The sequence below is a fragment of the Vreelandella zhuhanensis genome (assembly GCF_009793355.1).
In the GTDB taxonomy this organism is placed as follows: Bacteria; Pseudomonadota; Gammaproteobacteria; order Pseudomonadales; family Halomonadaceae; genus Vreelandella; species Vreelandella zhuhanensis.
The window spans coordinates 177,304-199,487 of record NZ_WTKP01000005.1 but is presented as its reverse complement, the minus strand read 5'-3'; the positions used below and the strand labels follow the sequence as shown (position 1 = coordinate 199,487).

The 22,184-nt window shown below is 57.2% G+C and carries 20 protein-coding genes; 19 read left to right on the top strand and 1 reads right to left on the bottom strand.

Translation table 11 applies throughout. The features are described 5' to 3' along the window. The first annotated feature begins 108 nt into the window (after positions 1-108). On the top strand, positions 109-1,455 hold the full coding sequence (locus GPM19_RS08885; protein ID WP_160418681.1) for a DUF2254 domain-containing protein: 1,347 nt from the start codon (positions 109-111) through the stop codon (positions 1,453-1,455). A 5-nt stretch (positions 1,456-1,460) separates the two neighbouring features. Here the strand turns inward: GPM19_RS08885 and GPM19_RS08880 are convergent, their stop codons facing one another. Further along, positions 1,461-2,342, bottom strand: a complete 882-nt coding sequence (locus GPM19_RS08880) for a LysR family transcriptional regulator (RefSeq protein ID WP_160418680.1) — start codon at positions 2,340-2,342, stop codon at positions 1,461-1,463. A gap of 133 nt (positions 2,343-2,475) precedes the next feature. Here GPM19_RS08880 and leuC point away from each other — a divergent pair, with 133 nt between their 5' ends. The 18 genes from leuC to GPM19_RS08790 all read left to right on the top strand — a co-directional run bounded on the left by leuC (position 2,476) and on the right by GPM19_RS08790 (position 22,065). Further along, positions 2,476-3,936 (top strand): 3-isopropylmalate dehydratase large subunit, encoded by a 1,461-nt coding sequence (leuC, locus tag GPM19_RS08875; protein WP_160418679.1) that lies wholly within the window; start codon positions 2,476-2,478, stop codon positions 3,934-3,936. Between the two features lie 3 nt (positions 3,937-3,939). Next, entirely contained in the window at positions 3,940-4,596 is a 657-nt protein-coding gene (gene leuD / locus GPM19_RS08870; protein ID WP_160418678.1) for a 3-isopropylmalate dehydratase small subunit, read from the top strand. Between the two features lie 61 nt (positions 4,597-4,657). Then, positions 4,658-5,737 carry a 3-isopropylmalate dehydrogenase gene (gene leuB / locus GPM19_RS08865; RefSeq protein ID WP_160418677.1) on the top strand — a complete coding sequence of 360 codons (1,080 nt, stop codon included), beginning with the start codon at positions 4,658-4,660 and terminating at the stop codon, positions 5,735-5,737. Positions 5,738-5,845: 108 nt separating this feature from the next. Further along, the gene (gene asd / locus GPM19_RS08860) at positions 5,846-6,958 is read left to right on the top strand and encodes an aspartate-semialdehyde dehydrogenase (protein WP_160418676.1); all 1,113 of its coding nucleotides are present in this window, start codon (positions 5,846-5,848) and stop codon (positions 6,956-6,958) included. A 204-nt stretch (positions 6,959-7,162) separates the two neighbouring features. Next, positions 7,163-9,163, top strand: coding sequence for a type IV pilus assembly protein FimV (locus GPM19_RS08855; protein ID WP_160418675.1), 2,001 nt, complete (start codon positions 7,163-7,165; stop codon positions 9,161-9,163). Beyond that, positions 9,160-10,092: a tRNA pseudouridine(38-40) synthase TruA gene (gene truA / locus GPM19_RS08850; RefSeq protein ID WP_160418674.1), complete on the top strand. Its 933-nt coding sequence runs from the start codon at positions 9,160-9,162 to the stop codon at positions 10,090-10,092. Before GPM19_RS08855 ends, truA begins: the two co-directional genes overlap by 4 nt. Continuing rightward, positions 10,089-10,733 carry a phosphoribosylanthranilate isomerase gene (locus tag GPM19_RS08845; RefSeq protein WP_160418673.1) on the top strand — a complete coding sequence of 215 codons (645 nt, stop codon included), beginning with the start codon at positions 10,089-10,091 and terminating at the stop codon, positions 10,731-10,733. The genes truA and GPM19_RS08845 overlap by 4 nt, the downstream gene beginning before the upstream one ends. A 153-nt stretch (positions 10,734-10,886) precedes the next feature. Beyond that, positions 10,887-12,074: a tryptophan synthase subunit beta gene (gene trpB / locus GPM19_RS08840; RefSeq protein WP_160418780.1), complete on the top strand. Its 1,188-nt coding sequence runs from the start codon at positions 10,887-10,889 to the stop codon at positions 12,072-12,074. 9 nt (positions 12,075-12,083) lie between these two features. Further along, positions 12,084-12,899: a tryptophan synthase subunit alpha gene (trpA, locus tag GPM19_RS08835; RefSeq protein WP_160418672.1), complete on the top strand. Its 816-nt coding sequence runs from the start codon at positions 12,084-12,086 to the stop codon at positions 12,897-12,899. Between the two features lie 81 nt (positions 12,900-12,980). Further along, positions 12,981-14,027, top strand: a complete 1,047-nt coding sequence (gene accD / locus GPM19_RS08830; RefSeq protein ID WP_160418671.1) for an acetyl-CoA carboxylase, carboxyltransferase subunit beta — start codon at positions 12,981-12,983, stop codon at positions 14,025-14,027. Further along, a complete protein-coding gene (folC, locus tag GPM19_RS08825) occupies positions 14,020-15,330 on the top strand; it encodes a bifunctional tetrahydrofolate synthase/dihydrofolate synthase (RefSeq protein ID WP_160418670.1) in 1,311 nt (436 codons plus the stop codon). The genes accD and folC overlap by 8 nt, the downstream gene beginning before the upstream one ends. Beyond that, positions 15,311-15,961: an SPOR domain-containing protein gene (locus GPM19_RS08820; RefSeq protein ID WP_160418669.1), complete on the top strand. Its 651-nt coding sequence runs from the start codon at positions 15,311-15,313 to the stop codon at positions 15,959-15,961. The genes folC and GPM19_RS08820 overlap by 20 nt, the downstream gene beginning before the upstream one ends. Before the next feature lie 2 nt (positions 15,962-15,963). Continuing rightward, complete coding sequence (locus tag GPM19_RS08815; RefSeq protein WP_160418668.1) at positions 15,964-16,521, top strand: CvpA family protein; 558 nt, start codon at positions 15,964-15,966, stop codon at positions 16,519-16,521. Positions 16,522-16,585: 64 nt separating this feature from the next. Beyond that, positions 16,586-18,106 (top strand): amidophosphoribosyltransferase, encoded by a 1,521-nt coding sequence (gene purF, locus GPM19_RS08810; protein WP_160418667.1) that lies wholly within the window; start codon positions 16,586-16,588, stop codon positions 18,104-18,106. A 10-nt stretch (positions 18,107-18,116) separates the two neighbouring features. Then, positions 18,117-19,316, top strand: a complete 1,200-nt coding sequence (locus GPM19_RS08805; RefSeq protein ID WP_160418666.1) for an O-succinylhomoserine sulfhydrylase — start codon at positions 18,117-18,119, stop codon at positions 19,314-19,316. 185 nt (positions 19,317-19,501) lie between these two features. Next, on the top strand, positions 19,502-20,626 hold the full coding sequence (locus tag GPM19_RS08800) for an RNA-guided endonuclease InsQ/TnpB family protein (RefSeq protein ID WP_160418665.1): 1,125 nt from the start codon (positions 19,502-19,504) through the stop codon (positions 20,624-20,626). 220 nt (positions 20,627-20,846) lie between these two features. Then, positions 20,847-21,395: a cytochrome b gene (locus GPM19_RS08795; protein ID WP_160418664.1), complete on the top strand. Its 549-nt coding sequence runs from the start codon at positions 20,847-20,849 to the stop codon at positions 21,393-21,395. Positions 21,396-21,480: 85 nt separating this feature from the next. Next, positions 21,481-22,065: a YceI family protein gene (locus tag GPM19_RS08790; protein ID WP_160418663.1), complete on the top strand. Its 585-nt coding sequence runs from the start codon at positions 21,481-21,483 to the stop codon at positions 22,063-22,065. Positions 22,066-22,184: the final 119 nt, after the last annotated feature.

Sequence of the window (22,184 nt, the reverse complement as noted above, 5' to 3'; positions counted from 1 at the left end):
GGCGCTCTGCGAGCGCCACGCTATCCATCCCCGCCTAATGCGGTGGCTTAGACGGGGTATTCCGCGAAAATGGATAAATGAACCTGACGCAACCTCCAGGATATACCGATGTTTTCTCTATTCGCATGGCCCATCAGGGTCTTTAGAAATTTTCGCCAAAGCATCGCCTATCTGACCAGCCTGATCACCCTTTTTTACCTGTCTCTGGGTTTGCTTGCTGTCCTGTCACCGATAGACGAATCCCAGCTGCCCGGTTTTCTCGAACCGCTTACTTTCGACAACCCGGATACCGCCCGCACTCTGCTGGCGACCTTGATTGGCGGCATGATCTCGCTGGTAGTGTTCAGTTTCTCGATGGTAATGTCCGTTCTATCCCAGGCGGGGAGCAATTTTTCGCTGAAATTAGTATTCAGCCTAGTGACTGAACGTCGTCATCAGCAGGTCCTGGGCCATTACCTGGGCACCATCCTATTTATCCTGGTTTTATTGATGGTGCCAATGGAGGGAGCGACGCCGGACCTTTGGCGATCGCTGGCGGTCTATCTTGGGGCGGGCATGGTCATCAACTGCCTGGCCCTTTTTGTCTACTTTATTCATAACGCCTCTCAGTCGGTCCAGATCAATGCCGTTACTCAAGGGCTGCACCGATCCGCTCAAGCCTCCATGGAGCGTCTCGAGACGAAACAGCAGGCCAAAACCTGGCGTTACCTTTCCTCCTTTCCAGTTTCCGAAAAAACCTGTCACTGGATTTATTCCGATCAGAGCGGTTATATCCAAAATGCCAATCTCGAGGAATTAGCCAAACTCGCCGAGAAAATCGACGCCGCTATACATTTGAATTTTGCCTTTGGTGATTACACGATAAAGGCGTTCCCTCTGCTCAAGGTCGAGTCCGACCAGACCCCCAGCGAGACCTGGTGCAAGTCGGCGTTGTCACAGCTGGAGTACGTGGAAGGAGAATCGGTCAAGAGTTTGTACGTGAACGGTCTGACTCAATTGATGGAAGTTGCCATCAAGGCATTATCCCCAGGTATCAATGACCCTGGCACTGCTCGCCTGTGTCTTCATCAAATCACTGAACTGCTGTGCCAACGTCTATCGTTTCAGCCCTGCAATACATTGACCGATGACCAGGGCCGCATTCGGGTAACCTGGCCGGAGGAGCGCTTCAACAGCTTGGTGTATAAGCTCTTTACCCCAATTCTTTATTATGGACGCTCGGACGTAAGTATCTGTCTTTCCTTGCTCAAGGCATTGAAGACGCTCTCGTTGTTCGCTGAAAACGAGCAACTGGAGGTCATTCAGGCCCACGCGGAGCGGGTCATCGAAGCCTTAACCGAACTTCATAACGATGCGTTGGACCAAGAGTTTATTGCGGCACGGCTCAATAAGGGCGAGCATCGCTTGAGATTGCCCAATTCCCTCCCCTTGGATACGCCAAGGAGGCCGGTTTGAGAAAGTCAGCTCGGAGCTTTGCTGGAACTTTCCAGCTGCTCAATCATGCGCCTTGCCGCATTTGAAAGTGTCCTGTTGGTATGCACCAGATACCCTAGCGGGCGGTGGATCGGTGCGGTGTCTACCCTAAGCTCGATAAGCTCGCTGTCGATCATCTTTTCCGGCAGCAGGCTCCAGCCTAGCCCCACGCTGCACATCATCTTCAGCGTTTCCAGATAATTGGTCGAGATGCTCACCGGCAGTTGCAGGCCTGCTTCAGCGAAACGCTGCTCGATCAGCGAGCGGGTGAACGTCTTGGCCCCCGGCAGTATGCAATTATATCGGCACAGCGCTTCCAGCGAGAGATGCCCCTGGCGTGCCAAGGGATGGTCGGCGGCGCATACAAAGCACAATCTATCGCGCCATAACTCGACCACGTAAAGTTGCTCGAAAGGGTGGGGCGCAAGGGTCACCACGGCCATTTCCAGGGTGCCGTCCAGTACGCCCTGGTAGGCATGTTCGGAATCGAGAAAGTGCAGGTCCAGCTCCACTTCCGGGTGACGCTGAGTGTACTGCTTCAGTAGCGGGGGTAGCCGGTGCAGTCCGATGTGGTGGCTGGTGGCCAGGGTCAAGCGGCCGCCCACATGGCCGGATAGGTTGGCGAGTGCCCGGCGGCTATCTTCCACCGTGAACAGAATATGCCGCGCCTGGGGCAGCAGCACGCTGCCTGCCTCGGTAAGCGCGATACGCCGCCCGATGCGGTCGAATAGGCGCGTGCTCAACTGAGACTCCAGGGTGGCGATGCGCTTGCTCACGGCCGGCTGGGTGAGGTGCAATTGTTCAGCGGCACGCGAGAAGCTTTGCGTGTCGGCCACGGCCAGGAAGGCTTGCAGGTTTTGGGTATCCATTTGGTATTCCAGTTTGGAATCTAAAGCATGAATAACATGAATTGCATTTATGTGCAGCCCGCGTAACACTCAAGCATCACCGGCGCGAAGACGCTGGCAAGACACACTAGCAGGGCACCGCCCGGGAGAGCACATGTCAGGTCAAACCCTTTACGACAAACTCTGGTCGCAGCATCTGGTCAAGCAGCGCGATGACGGCACCGCGCTGATCTACATCGACCGCCACTTGCTGCATGAAGTGACGTCTCCCCAGGCGTTCGAAGGCCTGCGTCTGGCCGGGCGCAAGCCGTGGCGCCTGGATGCCAACCTGGCGACGCCGGACCACAATGTGCCGACCACCATCAAGGAACGTGCCGAAGGCAACGCCGGTATCAAGGATGCGACGTCCTTGATCCAGGTGCAGACGCTAGATGAAAACTGCCTGAGCTTCGGTATCGAAGAGTTCAAGATCAACGACCCCCGCCAAGGCATCGTGCACGTGGTAGGCCCGGAGCAGGGCGCCACGCTTCCCGGCATGACAGTGGTCTGCGGCGATTCCCATACCGCGACTCATGGGGCCTTCGGCGCCTTGGCGCACGGTATCGGCACCTCGGAAGTCGAGCATGTGCTGGCGACCCAGTGCCTGCTGGCGCAGAAAATGAAGAACATGCAGGTGCGCGTCGAAGGTGAGCTGGGCACCGGTGTTACCGCCAAGGACGTCGTCTTGGCCATTATCGGCAAGATCGGTACCGCGGGTGGTACCGGTTATGCGATTGAATTTGCCGGTGACGCCATTGCCTCGCTTTCCATGGAAGGCCGCATGACTGTGTGCAACATGGCCATCGAAGCGGGCGCCCGGGTGGGCCTGATCGCCGTCGACGACACCACCATCGATTACCTGGCGGAGCGTCCTTATGCGCCCCGGGGCGACCAGTGGAAGGCGGCGGTCGCCGATTGGCGCCATCTGGTATCCGATGACGGTGCAGCCTTCGACAAGGAGGTTACCTTGAAGGCCGAGGACATCGAGCCTCAAGTGAGCTGGGGAACCAGCCCGGAAATGGTGACAGGTATCTCCGGCCAGGTGCCCGATCCCGCTGCGGCTTTTGATGAAACCGTGCAGCGCAGCCATGCGCGAGCGCTGGAATACATGGGGCTTTTGGCCAATCAGAAGATCACCGATATTAAGCTGGACAAGGTATTCATCGGCTCCTGCACCAACTCGCGCATCGAAGACCTGCGTGAAGCGGCCAAGGTGGCGCGTGGCAAGAAGGTTGCCGGTTCGATCATGTTGGCGATGGTGGTGCCGGGGTCCGGTCTGGTCAAGCGCCAGGCGGAAGCGGAAGGGCTCGACAGGATATTCATTGAAGCGGGCTTTGAATGGCGCGAGCCGGGCTGTTCCATGTGCCTTGCGATGAACGCCGACAAGCTGGGTGCCGGTGAGCACTGTGCGTCCACGTCCAACCGTAATTTCGAAAGTCGCCAAGGCTACGGCGGGCGCACGCATCTGGTCAGCCCGGCCATGGCCGCCGCTGCCGCTATCGCCGGACATTTCGTGGATGTGCGTGGGATCGATAGCGCTGCCGCCAATGACCCCGCTCTCGTCAAGGAGGCCTGAACCATGCAAAAATTCGAACGCTTAGAAGGCTTGGTGGCGCCGCTCGATCGAGCCAATGTCGACACCGACCTGATCATTCCCAAGCAGTTCCTGAAGTCCATCAAACGCACCGGATTCGGGGTCAATCTGTTCGATGACCTGCGTTATCTGGATGAAGGCTATCCCGGTCAGGATATCGCCGGCCGCCCCTTGAATCCGGACTTTGTGCTCAATCAACCGCGCTATCAAGGGGCCAGTGTCTTGCTTGCACGGCGCAATTTCGGCTGTGGCAGCTCGCGTGAACATGCTCCCTGGGCGCTGGAGGATTTCGGGTTCAAGGTGGTAATTGCCCCGAGTTTCGCCGATATCTTCTACAATAATGCATTCAAGAACGGCATCTTGCTGGTGACCTTGGCCGAAGAAGAGATTGATCGGCTGTTTCAGGAAGTCGAGCCTAATGAAGGCTACCGCCTGGATGTGGATCTGGATAATCAGCGTCTGATTACGCCCTCGGGCGAAGTGCTGGAATTTGAAGTGGATGCGTTTCGCAAGCACTGCCTGCTGGAAGGGCTCGACGATATTGGTCTTACCTTGAAGGACGAAGACGCCATTCGCACGTTTGAAGCCCGGCATCGCACCGAACGGCCTTGGCTGTTCCGCGAAACCATGCAGGTTGGCTGACGCCTGAACCGCTGAATTCTGTTAAAGAGTTTTTTCAATGAATTTAATTTAAGGAGCCAGGATGACACGCAAGATTTTGCTTTTGCCGGGTGATGGTATCGGTCCGGAAATCAGCCTTCAGGCATCGCGCCTGCTGGCGGCTTGCCAGGAATCCGGCTTGGATATCGACGTGGAAGAGGCGTTGGTGGGGGGCGCGGCTTACGATGCCCATCTGGAGCCCTTGCCCCCGGAGACCTTGCAAAAGGCCAAGGCCGCAGATGCGATTCTGCTGGGTGCCGTGGGCGGCCCCAAGTGGGATACGCTGGAAGATCTTTCCAAGCGCCCGGAAAAAGGCTTGTTGGGGCTGCGCAAGCACTTGGGTCTGTTCGGCAATCTGCGCCCGGCGATTCTGTATCCGCAACTGGTCGAGGCATCCTCGCTCAAGCCCGAGCTCGTCTCCGGCCTGGATATCATGATCGTGCGCGAGCTCACCGGGGGTATCTATTTCGGTCAGCCGCGTGGCATCGAAATACGCGACGGTGAGCGCGTAGGCTTCAATACCTACGTGTATTCCGAGTCCGAAATCGAGCGTATCGGGCGTGTCGCCTTTGAAATGGCACGTAAACGCGGCAAAAAACTGTGTTCGGTGGACAAGGCCAACGTTCTGGAAGTCACCATGCTCTGGCGTGAAGTGATGACCCGCCTGGCTCAGGAATACCTGGATGTCGAGCTGACCCACATGTACGTGGATAACGCCGCAATGCAGCTGGTGCGCGCGCCCAAACAATTCGATGTGATCGTTACCGGCAACATGTTCGGCGATATTCTCTCGGATGCCGCCGCCATGCTGACCGGCTCCATCGGCATGCTGCCCTCGGCGTCACTTAATGAAAGCGGCCAGGGCATGTACGAGCCCTGCCACGGCAGTGCCCCCGATATCGCCGGGAAGAACGTGGCCAACCCCTTGGCGATGATGCTTTCGGTGGCCATGATGCTGCGTTATTCGCTCAGTGAGCCGGCATTGGCCGAGCGTATCGAGGCAGCGGTGGGCCAAGTGCTGGATGACGGCCTGCGTACTGCCGATATTGCCTCTGACGGCATGCAGGCGGTTTCCACCCAAGCCATGGGTGACGCGGTATTGGCGGCTTTCGCTCAAGGTTGATGTCGCTTGTAACAATGGGATAGCGACAAATGCACGCCGCCGGGCCTTCTGCGAGATTGCCCTGTGGTGTGTATAATACAGCTTTCATTCTTTGCTGGAGGGCTTCACATGTTGAAAGTTGGTTTCGTCGGATGGCGTGGCATGGTGGGTTCGGTACTGATGCAACGCATGCAGGAAGATGGCGACTTCAATGGCATCGAGCCGGTGTTCTTCACCACCTCCCAAGTGGGTCAGCCGGGGCCGGATATCGGCGTTGACGTACCAACGTTGAAGGATGCCTTTGTCATTGATGAGCTCAAGGCGCTGGACGTGGTCATTACCTGCCAAGGGGGTGATTATACCAGTGAGGTTTATGCTGATCTGCGTAAAAGCGGCTGGCAGGGATATTGGATCGATGCCGCGAGCACGCTGCGCATGGAGGATGAAGCCACCATCGTGCTCGACCCGGTCAATCGCAAGGTGATCGACGATCAGCTGGCCAAGGGCGCCAAGACGTTCGTGGGCGGCAACTGTACCGTCAGCTTGATGCTGATGGGTTTGGGTGGGCTGTTCGAGGCCGATATGATCGAGTGGATGACCTCGATGACCTATCAGGCGGCCTCCGGTTCCGGCGCCAAGCACATGCGTGAACTGCTCAACCAGATGGGCGCACTGCGTGACAGCGTCGGCAATGAACTTGCCGATCCGTCCAGCGCTATCCTGGATATCGATCGCAAGGTGACGGCAGCCATGCGTAGCAGTGAATTTCCCACTGATAACTTTGCTGCGCCGCTGGCCGGTAGCCTGTTGCCGTGGATCGATACCAAGCTCGAAAACGGTCAGAGCCGTGAAGAATGGAAAGCCGGGGTCGAAAGTAACAAGATCCTCGGCCTGCGCGACAACCCAGTGCCTATCGACGGCCTCTGTGTACGTGTCGGTGCCATGCGCTCGCACAGCCAAGCCTTTACCATCAAGCTCAAGCAGGACGTGCCGCTGGATGAGATCGAAGACCGTATCGCCAGCCACAATGACTGGGTCAAGGTCATTGCCAATGACAAGGATGCCACCATCAATGGTCTGACCCCGGCAGCCGTTACCGGCACCCTGGATGTACCGGTAGGGCGTCTGCGTAAATTGGCCATGGGAGGAGAATACCTCTCTGCCTTTACCGCTGGCGACCAGCTTCTGTGGGGGGCTGCTGAGCCGCTCAAGCGGATGCTGAAAATCCTGCGCGAGCAGTAATCGGCTGATTTGTAGCGAATAAGCATTAAGCTAGTGCCAAAAAAGAAAAACGGAGAACTGATCAGGTTCTCCGTTTTTTATGCGTTTCAGTCCCCGAGTATGATAAAACTAATTCAAAATCTTCAAGTTTTTCCAAGTCGATTGTTTACAAAAGGCAGCTGTTTTGCAGAGACAGACGTTGAATTGTTACTCCAAGGGATGTTCATGAGACATACGCTTACGTTCGCCATGCTGTTGGCACTGCTGTCCACCAGTCCGTTAGTGGCGGCGCTGGGTCTAGGTCAGGCCACGGTGGAATCTCCACTCAATACGCCATTGAAGGCATCGATTCCGCTGCTTGATATCAGCGGTTCTGACATCGAGCAATTAAGCGCGCAGGTAGCCGATGAGCAGGATTTTGAGGCAATCGGCTTGGCGCGCACGCCGTTGGCGGCCAGCGTTCAAGCGGATATCAGCCGGGTAAAGGGCGAATGGCAGGTACAGCTTTCCACGCAGCGTCCCGTGAATGATCCTTGGTTGGATCTCTTGCTGTACCTGGACTCTCCCCAAGGGCGCCAGGTTCGAGAGGTCACATTACTGCTTGATCCGCCGGACTATGCGTCCATGCCTTCCTTGGAAGAGGGCTCGTCTCAAGCCTCGCCAAGCGCCTCGGCATCGCGTTCCACCAATGCGCCGGTTGCCCAGCCTTCATCATCATCGGGTGCCTATATCAGCCGGGGCGATACATTATGGAGTGTGGCGGAACGCTTGCGCCCAGCTGAGGTCAACGTCCAGCAGATGATGATTGCCTTGCTCGAAGCTAACCCCAATGTGTTTCCCTCTGGCAATATCCATGAAATGCGCGAAGGGCTTACCTTGGAAGTGCCGCCGCCAAGCCGGGTAATGGCTCGCTCGCCCGACTCGGCGGCCGAGACTATTCAGGCGATGAACCAGGCCTGGAGTCGCCGTGATGGCGGTACCCCCGAGGCAGTGCCGTTGCCTTCTGTGCAGATGCCCGATCCACTAGAGATTAGTGAGACGGCAATTGCCGCTTCAATCGCGTTGACAGGGGTAATGCAACCTGAAGCGCCGAGCAGGGAGGCGCTTGCAGAAGAACGGGCACGTCTAGCTGATCTTGAGCGGCGTTGGGAGGAAAGCCAGGCAACCATCCAAACCTTGCTTACAGAGCGTGAGTCGCTGCATGAAGAAGTCGATCAGCTGCATGGGCTGCTCTACACGCTGCGTGAAGAATTGGACGCCTTGGCTACGGATCCCCCGAAAGTCGCCCGGGCCACCCAAGATGACCCTTGGTGGCAGGCGGGAGCAGCGTTATGGCAGCATTATCAATGGTGGGTGACAGGCATTGCCATTGCGCTGTTGCTGGCGGTATTGGTGGCGCTTCGTCGCCGCCGCGATGTCTGGGAAGAACCAGTGATAGCCGATTCCGATATATCAAGAGCCGAGCCTCAAGTGCCAAGTGCCGGGGTGTCCAGCTCGGCAATGAACCGCGCGACCTCATCGATACAGGCCCGGGACGAGACGCAAGCAGCCCCTTCATCGCACACCGATGCTTTGTTGCACGACGAGGCGCCGGGGATGAGTGTCGCGCACAGCTACGCAGCAGTTGATGATCAAGCAGAGAAAGCGCCTTCTGCACGTAACGAAGCCGAGCCCGAACCGCCAACCGAAGAAGCCCCTTTGCAATGGGACGATAGCGAGACGCCGATGATTGAAAAGCCTTCGGAGTCCCTTGAGGAGCCGTCAGTAACAGACCCAGTCGGGGGGGAAGCGCCCGAGATGCCTGCGCCGGCCAAGCAGGATCGCGAGCGGATGATCGATTATGAGCCGCCCGTGCTGAGCAACGAGGAGGCGGTTCGGGAAGAGACTCCTATGCAACCGACGATCGACTTCACGCAGGTGTCTCGTTCATCTGAGCCTTTTTCAGCGCAGCTTCCCGCATCGGCGCTTTCCGAACTCGAGGCTTCTACCCTGAAACCCCAGCCGTCTTTGACTGAAAAAATGGGGATGCAGCGTTATCCACATGACACCAAGGGTTTTGATGAGCAACCTGAAATCGATTGGGAAATTGAAGAGGTGGCATTCGATGCGCGTGATCTGGATAATAGCCAGCCGGCCAATAGTCAGTCGACTGATAAACACAAAGCCGATTCTTCGCGCCACATCCGTGATGCGCCGTCCGCCTACAGACCCGATGGCAAGCAATGAACCAGATTTACCATCTCGATGAACATCAACCGCTTCCTGGCCGTCTGGCCATGGGAGTGGAATATGATGGAAGTGCCTATTGCGGATTTCAGCGGTTGACCCATGCCGCCTCGGTTCAGGCGTCTCTGGAAAAGGCCCTGGCGCATATCGCCAATGCCCCGGTGCGCGTGAAGGCCAGCGGGCGAACGGATACCGGCGTGCACGCCACGCGCCAAGTGGTGCACTTCGACCCTCCGACAGCGCGTTCGGAAAAAGCCTGGGTCTTCGGCGTCAATGCCAAGCTGCCGCGCGATATCGCGGTGCGTTGGGTCAAGGCGGTGCCGGATAGCTTCCACTCGCGCTTCGATGCCCTGGGGCGACGCTACCGTTATATCCTGCTCAATCAGATGAGCCGACCGGTACTTGAACGTGCCAACGTTACTTGGTGTCGTGACCACTTGAATGCCGAGGCCATGCATATCGCTGCCCAGGCATTGGTGGGCGAACATGATTTCACAAGCTTTCGGGCGGCGGGTTGTCAGTCGCGCACGCCTTGGCGGCACCTGCATTTCATCGACGTCAAACGCCACGGACCGTTGGTGGTGGTGGATGTGCAAGGTAACGCCTTCTTGCATCACATGATTCGTAATATCGTCGGTGCCTTGGTCACAGTCGGACGTGAAGAGCAGGGCACCGACTATCTTGTTCGGCTGTTAGCCTTGAAGGACCGCCGGCAGGCGGATGTGACAGCGCCCGGCTGCGGGCTGCACTTCGTCGATTCGCTCTACGATGAACGTTTCGACTTGCCCAAGGAATTATTGGGGCCTAATTTGCTGGCATTTCTGGGCGAGGAGACGGGGGCGCGCGGTCTGCCGGATTGTCCCTTGGTGACGTCGCGCCGCGACAGATCCACAGTGGAACGAGCCAAGGGTGGAGCGAGAGTCATATGAGCCAGCCCGAAAAAGCCTGGGCGAGAACCCGGATCAAGATATGCGGTCTGGGTCGGCCCGAGGATATCGATAAAGCCGTGGCGCTGGGGGTGGATGCTATCGGTTTCGTCCTATGGCCGCATAGCTCGCGCGCGGTGTCTCTTGAACAGCTGGCCACCTTGTCTGCGCGGGTACCCTCCTTCGTGACGCGGGTCGGGTTGTTTGTCGATCAGTCACCGGCCTTCATCGAGCCTTGTCTGACTTACTTGGATTGCCTTCAGTTTCATGGTGATGAAACCCCGGAGGCCTGCGATGCCTTTGGCAAGCCGTGGTACAAGGCGTTGCGCATGCGTGACGGCCTTGATTTACAGGCCGCTGCTGCACGTTATCGCAATGCCGGCGCCTTGCTGCTGGATGCATATCGCCCCGGCGTGCCGGGAGGAACGGGTGAGACCTTCGATTGGTCGAGAATCCCCGCAAGCCTGGCTAAACCTGTTATCCTCGCCGGGGGCTTGACGGCGGTCAATGTCGCTCAGGCAGTGGCCGGCGTGGCGCCTTTCGCGGTTGATGTCTCCGGCGGTGTAGAGTCTTCCCCCGGTCACAAGGATGGCGAAAAAATGGCAGCCTTTGTCCGCCAGGTAGCGCAGGCCGACAATCGTTGAGCCGCCGCCCTGAAGTAGGTGGCATTTGAGGTATCACTTGAATGATGTCTCGCATGCCACGCCGAGTTTATAGCGTCATGTTCATTTACTTTTTGCCTGTTCTGGCGATCCTGTGAGGTACTAACCGTGACCAAGTTCAGCGACCTGACCCGAATGCCGGACGCCCGTGGCCATTTTGGTCCCTACGGCGGCCGTTTTGTTTCGGAAACCCTAAGCTTTGCCTTGGATGAGCTGGAGAAGATCTATCTGGATCTTCGCGATGATCCTGCCTTCCAGGCCGAGTTCGACCATGATATGGCCTATTATGTCGGCCGTCCCTCGCCGCTTTATCATGCGAAGCGATGGTCCAGGGAGTTGGGTGGCGCACAGATCTGGCTCAAGCGGGAAGATCTCAATCACACCGGTGCTCATAAGGTGAACAACACCATTGGCCAGGCATTGCTGGCCAAGAAGAGTGGCAAGCCGCGCGTGATCGCCGAGACCGGCGCCGGTCAGCACGGGGTGGCCACCGCCACGGTCGCCGCACGCCTGGGGCTCGAGTGTGAAGTCTACATGGGAGCCGCGGATGTAGAGCGTCAGAAACTCAACGTCTATCGCATGCATCTTCTGGGCGCCAAGGTTATTCCCGTGGAATCCGGCACGCGGACGTTGAAAGATGCCATGAACGAGGCACTGCGTGACTGGGTCACTAACGTCGATAACACCTTCTATATCATCGGCACCGTAGCGGGGCCGCATCCTTATCCGATGCTGGTGCGCGATTTCAACGCCGTGGTCGGCCGGGAAGCCCGGCGCCAGTCATTGGAGCAAATCGGTCGTCTGCCCGATGCGCTGATTGCTTGTGTGGGAGGTGGCTCCAATGCGCTGGGGCTGTTCTATCCCTTCGTGGAAGATGACGACGTGGCGATGTACGGCGTCGAGGCCGGCGGTGATGGGGTCGAAACCGGCCGTCACGCGGCTCCTCTTTCCTCCAACGCACCGCGCGGCGTATTGCACGGCAACCGTACTTACTTGATGTCCGATGAAGCCGGTCAGGTCTCTGACACGCATTCGATCTCCGCGGGCCTGGATTATCCCGGTGTAGGCCCCGAACATGCGCTGTGGAAGGATGTGGGACGGGTCAAGTACGTCACGGCCAACGACCGCGAAGTGCTTGAAGCCTTTCGTGAACTGACGCATATGGAAGGCATCATGCCGGCCCTTGAGTCAGCCCATGCGCTTGCCTATGCCAAGGTGTTGGCACCTACGATGCGTCCCGATCAGCATATCGTCGTCAACCTCTCCGGACGTGGCGACAAGGACATCATGACAGTGGCCAAGCTTGACGGCGTCGAATTTTAAGGGCTCAAGATGAACCGTATCGATCAACGTTTTACCGACCTCAAGCATCAGGGCCGCAAGGCTCTGATTCCCTTTATTACCGCCGGCGACCCGGCCCCCGATCATACCGTGGGCTTCATGCATGCGCTGGTCGAGGCGGGTGCCGATATCATTGAGCTAGGGGTGCCGTTCTCTGACCCGATGGCCGACGGTCCGGTGATTCAGAAAGCCTGTGAGCGCGCTCTCAAGCATGGCACGTGTCTCAGCCATTTGTTCACCATGGTTGAGGAGTTCAGGCAAAGCGATACCACCACACCGGTGGTGTTGATGGGCTACCTCAACCCTGTGGAGCGACTGGGTTACCAGGCATTTGCCGACCAGGCGGCGAGTGCGGGGGTCGATGGCGTTCTGACCGTGGATATGCCCCCGGAAGAGGCAGATGAATTCGGCCCCATTCTCAAGGCGCGCGGATTGGCATCAATCTTTCTGGTTGCCCCTACCACTTCCAATGAGCGTGCCGCTACAATATGCGCTCACGGGGAAGGCTATCTTTACTATGTGTCGCTGAAAGGCGTGACCGGTTCGGCCTCATTGAATGCCGATGATGTTGCCAGCCATCTGGCACCCTTGCGTGAAATGACCGGCTTGCCGCTATGTGTGGGTTTCGGTATTCGTGACGGTGCCACGGCCGCTGAAGTGGCCAAGGTGGCGGATGGCGTTATCGTGGGTAGCGCCTTGATCAATCAAATAGCCGAAAACGTCGACACGCCGGAAATCATCCCCGGTCTACTGAAAGCCGTCCTGGGTGAGATGCGACACTCGATGGATGCATTGAACCGCAACTGAATTTACTTTTTGTGTAATTTCATGACACTTACCGAGCCTGGCATCGCCAGGCGTTGACTGCATAACGGAAACCTTTCTGATATGAGCTGGTTGGACAAGATCGTGCCCTCCATGGGGCGTATCCAGCGCAAAGACCGCCGCGCCAGCGTGCCGGATGGTCTGTGGCGTAAGTGCCCTAAATGTGAAGCGGTACTTTATCTTCCCGAGCTTGAGAAGCATCACAGCGTCTGCCCCAAATGTGAGCATCACTTGCGTTTGACCGCACGTAAACGTCTGGACTGGTTTCTGGATAAAGACGGGCGCAAGGAAATTGCCGCTGATATTGAGCCGATCGATCGTCTCAAGTTTCGTGATACCAAGAAATACAAGGATCGCCTGGCAGCGGCCCAGAAGGATACCGGCGAAAAAGATGCGCTGGTGACCATGAAGGGGCAATTGGACGGCCTGCCCGTGGTGGCGGTGGCCTTCGAATTTACCTTCATGGGCGGCTCCATGGGGTCGGTGGTCGGCGAAAAGTTTATACGTGCCGCTACCTTGGCGCGTGAAGAAGGCATTCCGCTAGTATGCTTTGCCGCCTCCGGTGGGGCACGCATGCAAGAAGCCTTATTTTCCTTAATGCAAATGGCCAAGACCTCAGCGGCGCTGGAGGCTCTCAAACAAGCCGGGGTTCCGTATATATCGGTATTGACCGACCCGGTATTCGGCGGTGTATCCGCATCCCTTGCGATGTTGGGCGATTTGAATATTGCCGAACCCAATGCCTTGATCGGCTTCGCTGGTCCGAGAGTCATCGAACAGACGGTCCGAGAAACCTTGCCTGAAGGCTTTCAGCGTAGCGAGTTTTTGCTCGAGCACGGCACCGTGGACATGATCATGCATCGCCATGAGATGCGCACACGCATAGGCGCTATTCTGCGTAAGTTGACTCATCAGCCGGGCATCGCCACGGGGGAGCCTGTCGAGGAAGCTGTTATCAGCGAGAATGCCGAGCCATTGGTGGATGAAGCCCCCATCGCTGATGCTGCAGAGCTGGATGCAGCAGCCACTTCCGCCACCCAGGATAGCGATGAGACTCGGCGCGAGCCATCCTCGTCCGCTGTGGATGAAGATCGTTCGCGCAATGCCTGATACTCTGAATGGTTGGCTGCATTATCTGGAAACCTTGCACCCTGTGGGTATTGACATGGGGCTTGAGCGGGTAGCTGCCGTGGCTGATCGAATGAGACTCAGGGAGCAGCCATTGGCTGCTTGCGTAATCACCATCGCGGGTACCAACGGCAAGGGCTCGACGTTGGCCATGGTGGATCGCTTGGCACGTGCGCATGGACTTTCCGTAGGCACCTATACGTCACCCCATTTGCTGCACTATAACGAGCGGATTTGCCTTGACGGCATTCACGTCACCGACGATTGCTTGATCAAAGGGTTTGAGCAGGTGGAGCAGGCACGCCTGCAAGACCCCGCCATCAGTTTGACTTACTTTGAAGCAGGCACGCTGTGTGCCTTGTGGTGTCTTGGACAGGCGGCGTTGGATCTCGTGGTGCTGGAAGTGGGCTTGGGCGGTCGGTTGGATGCGGTCAATATCCTTGATGCGGATGTAGCCGTGGTCACCACCATTGCGCAGGATCACGCGAGTTTCCTGGGAACCGATATCGAGCAGATCGGGCGAGAGAAAGCCGGTATTTTTCGCCCGGCCCGCCCGACGGTGCTGGGAAGCACAAGCTTGCCAGTAAGCGTCAGGCAAACCGCTGAAGACTTGGGTGCACCGGTTCACGCCTTAGGCGAATCGTTCAATCGTCATTCACATGCCGCGGGTTGGGCATGGCAAGGTGTGGATCAAAGCGCTCAGCCGATTACACTCACGGCATTACCTGATCCCGGCTTGCCGTTGGATAATGCGGCGACGGCGTTGCAGGCGCTGGCCTTGAGTGGAGTGTCGCTTTCAGAAGCCTGTTGTCGAGAAGCGCTAGCAGCCGTAAGCGTGCCGGGGCGTATGCAATGGGTGGGGCAATGGTGCCTGGATGTGGGCCACAACCCGCATGCAGCAGCCTATGTGGCCAGCCAACTGCAACAGCAACCGTGCACGGGACGCACCTGGGCCTTGCTCGGCATGCTTGAGGACAAGGATGCCGAGGGTGTGATTGATGCCCTGGCAGCAGCCGTCACGCACTGGATTTGTGTCGGCCTGGAAGGCGAGCGTGGACGTTCGGCTAGTGATTTGGTGAAGCGCCTGGAACATCGCGGCCTTGCAGTGAGTCATATAGCCTCGACACCTGCAGAGGGCGCCCATTGGCTAGGTGCGCAACTCAACGAATCAGATCGCGTATTGGCCACTGGATCATTCGTCACTGTCGCCGAATTATTGAGCATGGCGCTACCGCAGGCAGTGACCTTGCCTGTTGGAGAAGGAAATGAAATACGGCATGACTGAACGCGTAAGTGGTATCGTTATTCTCTTGGCATTGGCCGCGATAATCGTGCCTTGGTTGATGAGCGACCCCGCGCCACGGGAAGAGCGTCCACGCCCTAACCTGACCATCGAACAGCCCATCGACGTGGAGCGTCGTGATGTACCGCGCCCGGAAATACCCGCTTCAGTCGAGCAGCTTTCTACCCAAGAGCAGGATGTCCCGGCAATCGACCAGCCCGTCGAGATCGACCCCATCGAAGTAAGCCCCCGCGAGCCGGAACCGGCAGTGCCTGAGACAGCGCAACCCGAGTCCTCGCAGCCACGCGATCCGATTGCCGAGCTGATGGCGGCGAACGAAACGAGACAGGCAAGCGAAACGAACCAGGCAAATGCTGCTGATGCAGTGCCCTCGGCTTCTTCTCCAGGAGACTGGGCAGTGCAGGTCGGCAGCTTCGGCGAGCCCGCTAATGTGGAACGCTTGACTGAGCAGCTTGAGAACCAAGGCTTCCAGGTTTACCAGCGCCAGCGCAAAGGCAACTTGACCACGGTATTTGTCGGCCCATTCGATACGGCTGAAAAAGGCGAGCAAGCGATGCTGGCAGTGAAGCAACGCGCCAACCTTCAAGGATTACTGGTCAGGGTGAAAGAATAACCATGGCATTGACCTGGATCGATGCCGTATTTCTGGCGGTGCTGGTGCTTTCCATGCTGGCGGGTTTCACCCGAGGGCTCGTGCGTGAGGCGCTCGGCCTGGCCGCTTGGGTGGTGGCATTGCTGGTCGCCAGAATGCTGGCCGAACCCGTTGCCGAGACGCTCGGTGGCTTGATCGACAGCCATGATGCCAGGCTGGTACTGGCCTTCATTCTGGTGATTTTTGCGGTCATTCTGTTATGCGGTATTGTTATCCGTGTGCTGCACGCGGCAGTCGAATGGGCTGGCATGGGGTTTTTCAATCGCATGGCCGGTACTATCTTTGGCGCTGCCCGAGGCGCAGCCATTCTGGTAATTGCCACTGTCCTTATCACCTTGACCCCTCTATCAAGTCTTGATGCCTGGCAGGATGCCTCGCTACGTCCCACTTTCGAGCAGTTGCGTGATTGGGCGGTTAGCCAGCTGGATAACTGGGAGCGTGATCTTCCCGAAACGCCAGCATCATTAAGGGATATTTCACTTCCGCAACTGAATCGCCATGTGCCGGGGTTGAGCCAATAAACCTCATCCCCATGAATTTTTAGACTCGTCACCGCGAGTCGATGTCTCAAGCGAGGTAACTGGAATGTGCGGTATTGTGGGCCTTCTGGCCAAGCAAGCAGTGAATCAGGGAATTTACGATGCCCTGACGGTGCTTCAGCATCGCGGCCAGGATGCAGCCGGCATGATGACCTGGCATGAAGGCCGCTTCCTGTTGCGCAAGAGCAATGGCTTGGTGCGTGATGTCTTTCATACCCGGCACATGGCCCGCCTGCAAGGCAAGCTTGGCATCGGGCATGTGCGCTATCCGACGGCGGGTTCTTCCAGCGAAGCCGAGTCCCAGCCATTTTATGTCAATTCGCCTTATGGGATCGCCCTGGCCCATAACGGTAACCTGACCAATTCCGAACAGCTCAAGCAGGAATTGTTTTCGACCGATCTGCGCCATATCAATACCAGTTCCGATTCTGAAGTGTTGCTCAATGTGTTCGCTCACGAACTGGGCAAGCAGGGGCTGCACCTGGAGTCCGAAGACATCTTTGATGCCGTGCGTCGTGTACACCGTCGCTGCAAGGGCGGTTATGTCGCTGTGGCGATCATCAACGGCTTCGGCATGGTGGCATTTCGCGACCCCCATGGCATTCGCCCGGTAGTCTTCGGCACCCGTGATCAGGGAGATGGCCAGGAAGTGATGATCGCTTCGGAGTCGGTGGCGCTGGATGTGGGCGGCTTTGAGCTGGTGCGTGACCTGTCACCGGGTGAAGCGATTTTCGTCGATATGCAGGGTAAGATACATACTCAGGTATGTGCCGACCGCCCAAAGCTTACTTCCTGCGTTTTCGAGCATGTTTACCTGGCTCGCCCCGACTCGATACTCGATGGTGCCTACGTTTACGGCACGCGCATGGAAATGGGACGCAAGCTCGGCGATCGGATCATGCAAGAATGGCCGGACCATGATATCGATGTGGTGATTCCGATTCCGGATACGTCGCGCACCTCGGCGCTGGAAATGGCCCAGCATCTGGGTGTGACGTACCGCGAAGGGTTCATGAAGAATCGTTATATCGGCCGCACCTTCATCATGCCCGGCCAGACCCAGCGCAAGAAATCGGTGCGTCAGAAACTCAACGCCATCGCCATCGAATTCAAGGATAAGAACGTGCTGTTGGTGGATGATTCCATCGTGCGTGGTACCACTTGCAAGCAGATCATCCAGATGGCGCGCGAAGCAGGCGCACGCAATGTGTATTTCGCTTCTGCCGCACCGCCGGTGCGTTACCCCAATGTGTACGGTATTGACATGCCGGCGGCCAGTGAGCTGATAGCGCATGGGCGTACCGAGGAAGAAGTGGGTGAATTGATTGGCGCCGACAGGATTTTCTACCAGAACCTGGAAGACCTGAAGACCGCCTGTCGTAACGTCAACCCAGCACTCGATGAGTTTGACTGTTCCGTGTTCGATGGTGATTACGTGACCGGCGATATCGATGATGCCTATCTCGCCGATCTTGAAGCGAGCCGCAATGATACTTCCCGCCAGAATAGTGCCGGGGACCATGCATTGGTGGATATGCACAATCAAGATGACGATGACATCGACTAAAGGGTAGGTCATGCAAGATGAAAGCAATCCGCAGGGATGGTCGCTGGACACCCTGGCGATCCGTGCCGGTCACGAGCGCACCTTCGAGCAGGAGCATTCCGAGCCGATTTTTCCCACCTCGAGCTTTGTCTATGGCAGCGCAGCGGAAGCTGCGCGCAAGTTCAGTGGGGAAGAGCCGGGGAACGTCTATTCCCGCTTCACCAACCCCACGGTGAGCACTTTCGAAAAGCGGCTGGCGGCACTGGAAGGCGGCGAACGTTGCGTGGCGACGAGTTCGGGCATGTCGGCGATTCTGGCGACGGCCTTGGCACTGCTTTCCAGCGGCGATGAAATCGTGGCTTCGCGTTCTCTGTTCGGCTCCACCGTGAGCTTATTCGATAAATATTTGGGCAAGCTGGGTATCACGACACGTTACGTGGAGCTTTCCAATCTTGACGCCTGGGAAGCGGCTATCACGCCGCAAACCCGCCTGTTGTTTGCTGAAACACCCTCCAATCCTTTGTCGGAAGTGGTGGATATCGCCGCTCTGGCGGAACTCGCCCACCAGCATCAAGTGTTGTTGGCGGTCGATAACTGCTTCTTGACGCCGGCGCTTCAGCAGCCGCTTGCCTTGGGTGCCGACCTGGTGATTCATTCGGCGACTAAGTACCTCGATGGCCAGGGACGTGCCGTGGGTGGCGCTGTGGTAGGTAGCCATGCCCTGCTGGAAGAAGTGTTCGGCGTGGTGCGTACCTGCGGCCCCTGCCTGAGTCCCTTCAATGCTTGGATATTCACCAAGGGATTGGAAACGCTGTCGCTGCGTATGCGGGCGCACTGCGAGAATGCCTTGGGGCTGGCTCAGTGGTTGCAGGCACATCCGGCGGTAAACAAAGTGTATTACAGCGGCTTGCCGGATCATCCTCAGCATGAGCAAGCCAGGCGTCAGCAAGAGGGCTTTGGTGCGGTGCTGGGTTTCGAGGTGATCAATGGCCGCGAAGGTGCCTGGCAGGTAATCGATGCCACCCGTATGCTCTCGATTACCGGCAATCTCGGCGATGTAAAAACCACCATCACTCATCCGGGAACCACTACCCATGGCCGTTTATCGGAAGCGCAGAAGGAAGCAGCCGGTATCGCTGAAGGGCTAGTACGGGTAGCGGTAGGGCTGGAAAGCCTTATCGATATCAAGCGAGACTTGGCGCTTGGGTTGGATAGCCTGCTTTCTCGCTAAAAATTAGCGTGCTGAACGTTCTACGCAACGCGGATGTGTACATGCTGGCGCCGATCGTAAGTTGTCGATCGGCGCTTTTTTACCAATTAGCGCGTAAAGCTTCGCCCAATCGGGCGGAGATACAAGCGAGCACCGCGCAGCGGTGCTGTATTGTTATTGCCCTTAACCCCTGATGTTTTTCCAGTATGACAAAACGTGCCTACAAAGAACGTCTCTACCCCACACCAGAACAGGCTGTGCTGTTGGCACAGTCGTTCGGTTGTGTTCGTCTTGCCTGGAATAATAGCTTGGCGTATCGCACCGAGGCGTATCAGCAGCATGGCGAGTCAGTGTCGTCTTCCGCTGCGGAAAAGCGCCTGGTGGACTTGAAGGCTGAATACCCCTGGCTTGCCGATGTATCCAGCGTCATCCTGCAACAAGCCCTGCGTGACCAGAAGGCCGCCTTTGATAACTTCTTCAATCCCAAGCTCCGCGCGCGCTATCCACGCTTCAAGCGCAAGGATGGGCGGCAGTCGATCCGCTTGACCAAAGCGGTCTTTCGCTATCGGGAAGGCGAGATCACCATCGCCAAGTCCAAGGTGCCGTTGCCGATCCGCTGGAGTAGGCCGCTGCCCAGCGCGCCTTCCAGCATCACGATTTCGCAAGACCGTGCCGGTCGCTACTTCATCAGTTGCCTGTGCGACTTTGCCCCGAACGCGCTGCCGATCACGCCGAAGATGGCCGGCATCGACCTGGGGCTCACTGACCTGTTTATCACCAGCGATGGCGCGAAATCCGGCAACCCGCGCCACTTGAAGCGCTACGAAGCCAAGCTGGCCTACCTTCAGCGCCAGATGGCCAAGAAACAGAAAGGCTCAGAGAATCGCGCCAAACTTCGCCGGAAAGTGGCGACGCTCCATGCCAAGATCGCGGACTGCCGCCGCGATGCAACCCATAAAGCGACCCGCACACTGATTAACGAAAACCAAGTGCTGTGTGTCGAGTCGCTGAATATCATCGGCATGGTGAAAAACCGATCGCTAGCCAAAGCCATCGGTGATGCGGGCTGGGGCGAATTTGTCCGCCAGCTTGAGTACAAGGCCGCCTGGGCCAGTCGACAAGTGGTGAAGGTGAACCAGTGGTTCCCCAGCAGCAAGCTGTGTCATGGCTGTGGCCACAAGGTTGAAAAGCTGCCGCTGTCGCAGCGCCACTGGCACTGCGACAGCTGTGGCCAGGTGATCGACCGCGACATCAATGCGGCGAAAAATATTCTAACCGCCGGACTGGCGGGGCTAGCCTGTGGAGCGACCGGAGCGGGGGCAGCGGCCTAGCCGTTGTCTAGTGAAGGCGTATCGAAGCAGGAAGGTTCTCGGGGTGACCCAAGAACCTTCGCCTAAAGCGCGAAGCGCGGCAGGCGGGGAGTGTCAGGTGAGAACGTCACGCTCAAGGAGGGATGGTTTTTACGAATGGTATGTTCTGGTTTATTCAGCAGTTTTCCTAGCGTTACCCGGGTATGCTGTTTTCTAAGCCAATGCCAGAGGGGAAACATCGATGTGGCGCAATACACATAATGGCTGGGGTATCGTCAGCATTGCTTTGCACTGGCTGAGTGCGGTTGCCATCATCGGGCTTTTCATTCTTGGTTGGTGGATGACTGGCCTGGATTATTTCCATGGCTGGTACAACTTGGGGCCTTGGTGGCACCGTTCTGTCGGTATGCTGGTATTGTTCGCCACCCTGGCACGATTGATCTGGCGATTCTGGCAACCCACCCCGCTTGCTCATGGCCAGCGTATGGAAAAGCTTGCTGCCCATTTCGGTCATGTCGCCTTGTATGTGCTCATGCTGGTGGTGATGATCAGTGGTTACATGATTTCCACCGCCAACGGACGAGGCATCAACGTATTTGGTTGGTTCGAGGTTCCGGCATTGGTTTACGATCTACCGAATCAGGAAAGCCTGGCGGGAACCATCCATTGGTACAGCGCCTTGTTGTTGATGTTGATGGCGCTGGGGCATACCGCCGCGGCACTCAAGCATCATTGGATCGACGGCAACGATACCCTGTTGCGGATGCTTGATCCAAGGCGAGCCAGATAGCGTTGAAAATCAGCGCGTATTAAACAAGCCTTAGCGTTGGCTCAGGGCCTGCGTGTATTTAAGTAAACTGTAAAGGAGAATGACCATGTTGAAGAAAACTGCGATTGCCACGGTGTTGACCGCCGCTGCGCTGGTTCCTTTGAGCCAGGCTCAAGCCGCCGACTATGTCGTGGATATCGAAGGCCAGCACGCCTTTATCCAGTTCAAGATCCAGCACTTGGGATTTTCCTACATTCTGGGTGACTTCGAAGAGTTCAGCGGTCAGTTTCACTATGAAGCGGACAATCTGGAAGCGTCTTCTGTGGAAATGGAAGTTCAAGTCAACAGTCTCGACACCAATCATGCCGAGCGTGACCGTCACTTCCTGAGTGATGACTTCCTCAATGCCGATAAATATCCCACCGCGACATTTGTCTCTACCGGCTTCGAGCCGAAGGGTGATAATGAAGGGGTGGTAAGCGGTAATCTTACGTTGCACGGCCAGACTCAGCCGATCGAGATGGACGTTACCTTGATGGGTGAAGGAAGTGATCCCTGGGGTAACTATCGTGCCGGCTTTGAAGGCAGCACCATGCTGACATTGAGCGATTTCGAGATCGACATGAACGCCTTTCCTGAAGTGATGCATGAGTTGGAGCTGTACGTTACCTTTGAAGGCATTCGCCAGTAACGAAAAAAGCGTCATACTAACGCCACCACCCCCGGATTTTCTCCGGGGGTGGTGGCGTTTTATGCATTGAGACGGGAGTGGCCGTGGTAGACGTAAAGCATCAAGCAACATCAGCCTCT

Bases quoted from the DNA above. Each gene is read 5' to 3' on its own strand.
- GPM19_RS08885 (WP_160418681.1), top strand. From the start codon at position 109: ATGTTTTCTCTATTCGCATGGCCCATCAGGGTCTTTAGAAATTTTCGC.
- GPM19_RS08880 (WP_160418680.1), bottom strand. From the start codon at position 2,342: ATGGATACCCAAAACCTGCAAGCCTTCCTGGCCGTGGCCGACACGCAA.
- leuC (WP_160418679.1), top strand. From the start codon at position 2,476: ATGTCAGGTCAAACCCTTTACGACAAACTCTGGTCGCAGCATCTGGTC.
- leuD (WP_160418678.1), top strand. From the start codon at position 3,940: ATGCAAAAATTCGAACGCTTAGAAGGCTTGGTGGCGCCGCTCGATCGA.
- leuB (WP_160418677.1), top strand. From the start codon at position 4,658: ATGACACGCAAGATTTTGCTTTTGCCGGGTGATGGTATCGGTCCGGAA.
- asd (WP_160418676.1), top strand. From the start codon at position 5,846: ATGTTGAAAGTTGGTTTCGTCGGATGGCGTGGCATGGTGGGTTCGGTA.
- GPM19_RS08855 (WP_160418675.1), top strand. From the start codon at position 7,163: ATGAGACATACGCTTACGTTCGCCATGCTGTTGGCACTGCTGTCCACC.
- truA (WP_160418674.1), top strand. From the start codon at position 9,160: ATGAACCAGATTTACCATCTCGATGAACATCAACCGCTTCCTGGCCGT.
- GPM19_RS08845 (WP_160418673.1), top strand. From the start codon at position 10,089: ATGAGCCAGCCCGAAAAAGCCTGGGCGAGAACCCGGATCAAGATATGC.
- trpB (WP_160418780.1), top strand. From the start codon at position 10,887: ATGCCGGACGCCCGTGGCCATTTTGGTCCCTACGGCGGCCGTTTTGTT.
- trpA (WP_160418672.1), top strand. From the start codon at position 12,084: ATGAACCGTATCGATCAACGTTTTACCGACCTCAAGCATCAGGGCCGC.
- accD (WP_160418671.1), top strand. From the start codon at position 12,981: ATGAGCTGGTTGGACAAGATCGTGCCCTCCATGGGGCGTATCCAGCGC.
- folC (WP_160418670.1), top strand. From the start codon at position 14,020: ATGCCTGATACTCTGAATGGTTGGCTGCATTATCTGGAAACCTTGCAC.
- GPM19_RS08820 (WP_160418669.1), top strand. From the start codon at position 15,311: ATGAAATACGGCATGACTGAACGCGTAAGTGGTATCGTTATTCTCTTG.
- GPM19_RS08815 (WP_160418668.1), top strand. From the start codon at position 15,964: ATGGCATTGACCTGGATCGATGCCGTATTTCTGGCGGTGCTGGTGCTT.
- purF (WP_160418667.1), top strand. From the start codon at position 16,586: ATGTGCGGTATTGTGGGCCTTCTGGCCAAGCAAGCAGTGAATCAGGGA.
- GPM19_RS08805 (WP_160418666.1), top strand. From the start codon at position 18,117: ATGCAAGATGAAAGCAATCCGCAGGGATGGTCGCTGGACACCCTGGCG.
- GPM19_RS08800 (WP_160418665.1), top strand. From the start codon at position 19,502: ATGACAAAACGTGCCTACAAAGAACGTCTCTACCCCACACCAGAACAG.
- GPM19_RS08795 (WP_160418664.1), top strand. From the start codon at position 20,847: ATGTGGCGCAATACACATAATGGCTGGGGTATCGTCAGCATTGCTTTG.
- GPM19_RS08790 (WP_160418663.1), top strand. From the start codon at position 21,481: ATGTTGAAGAAAACTGCGATTGCCACGGTGTTGACCGCCGCTGCGCTG.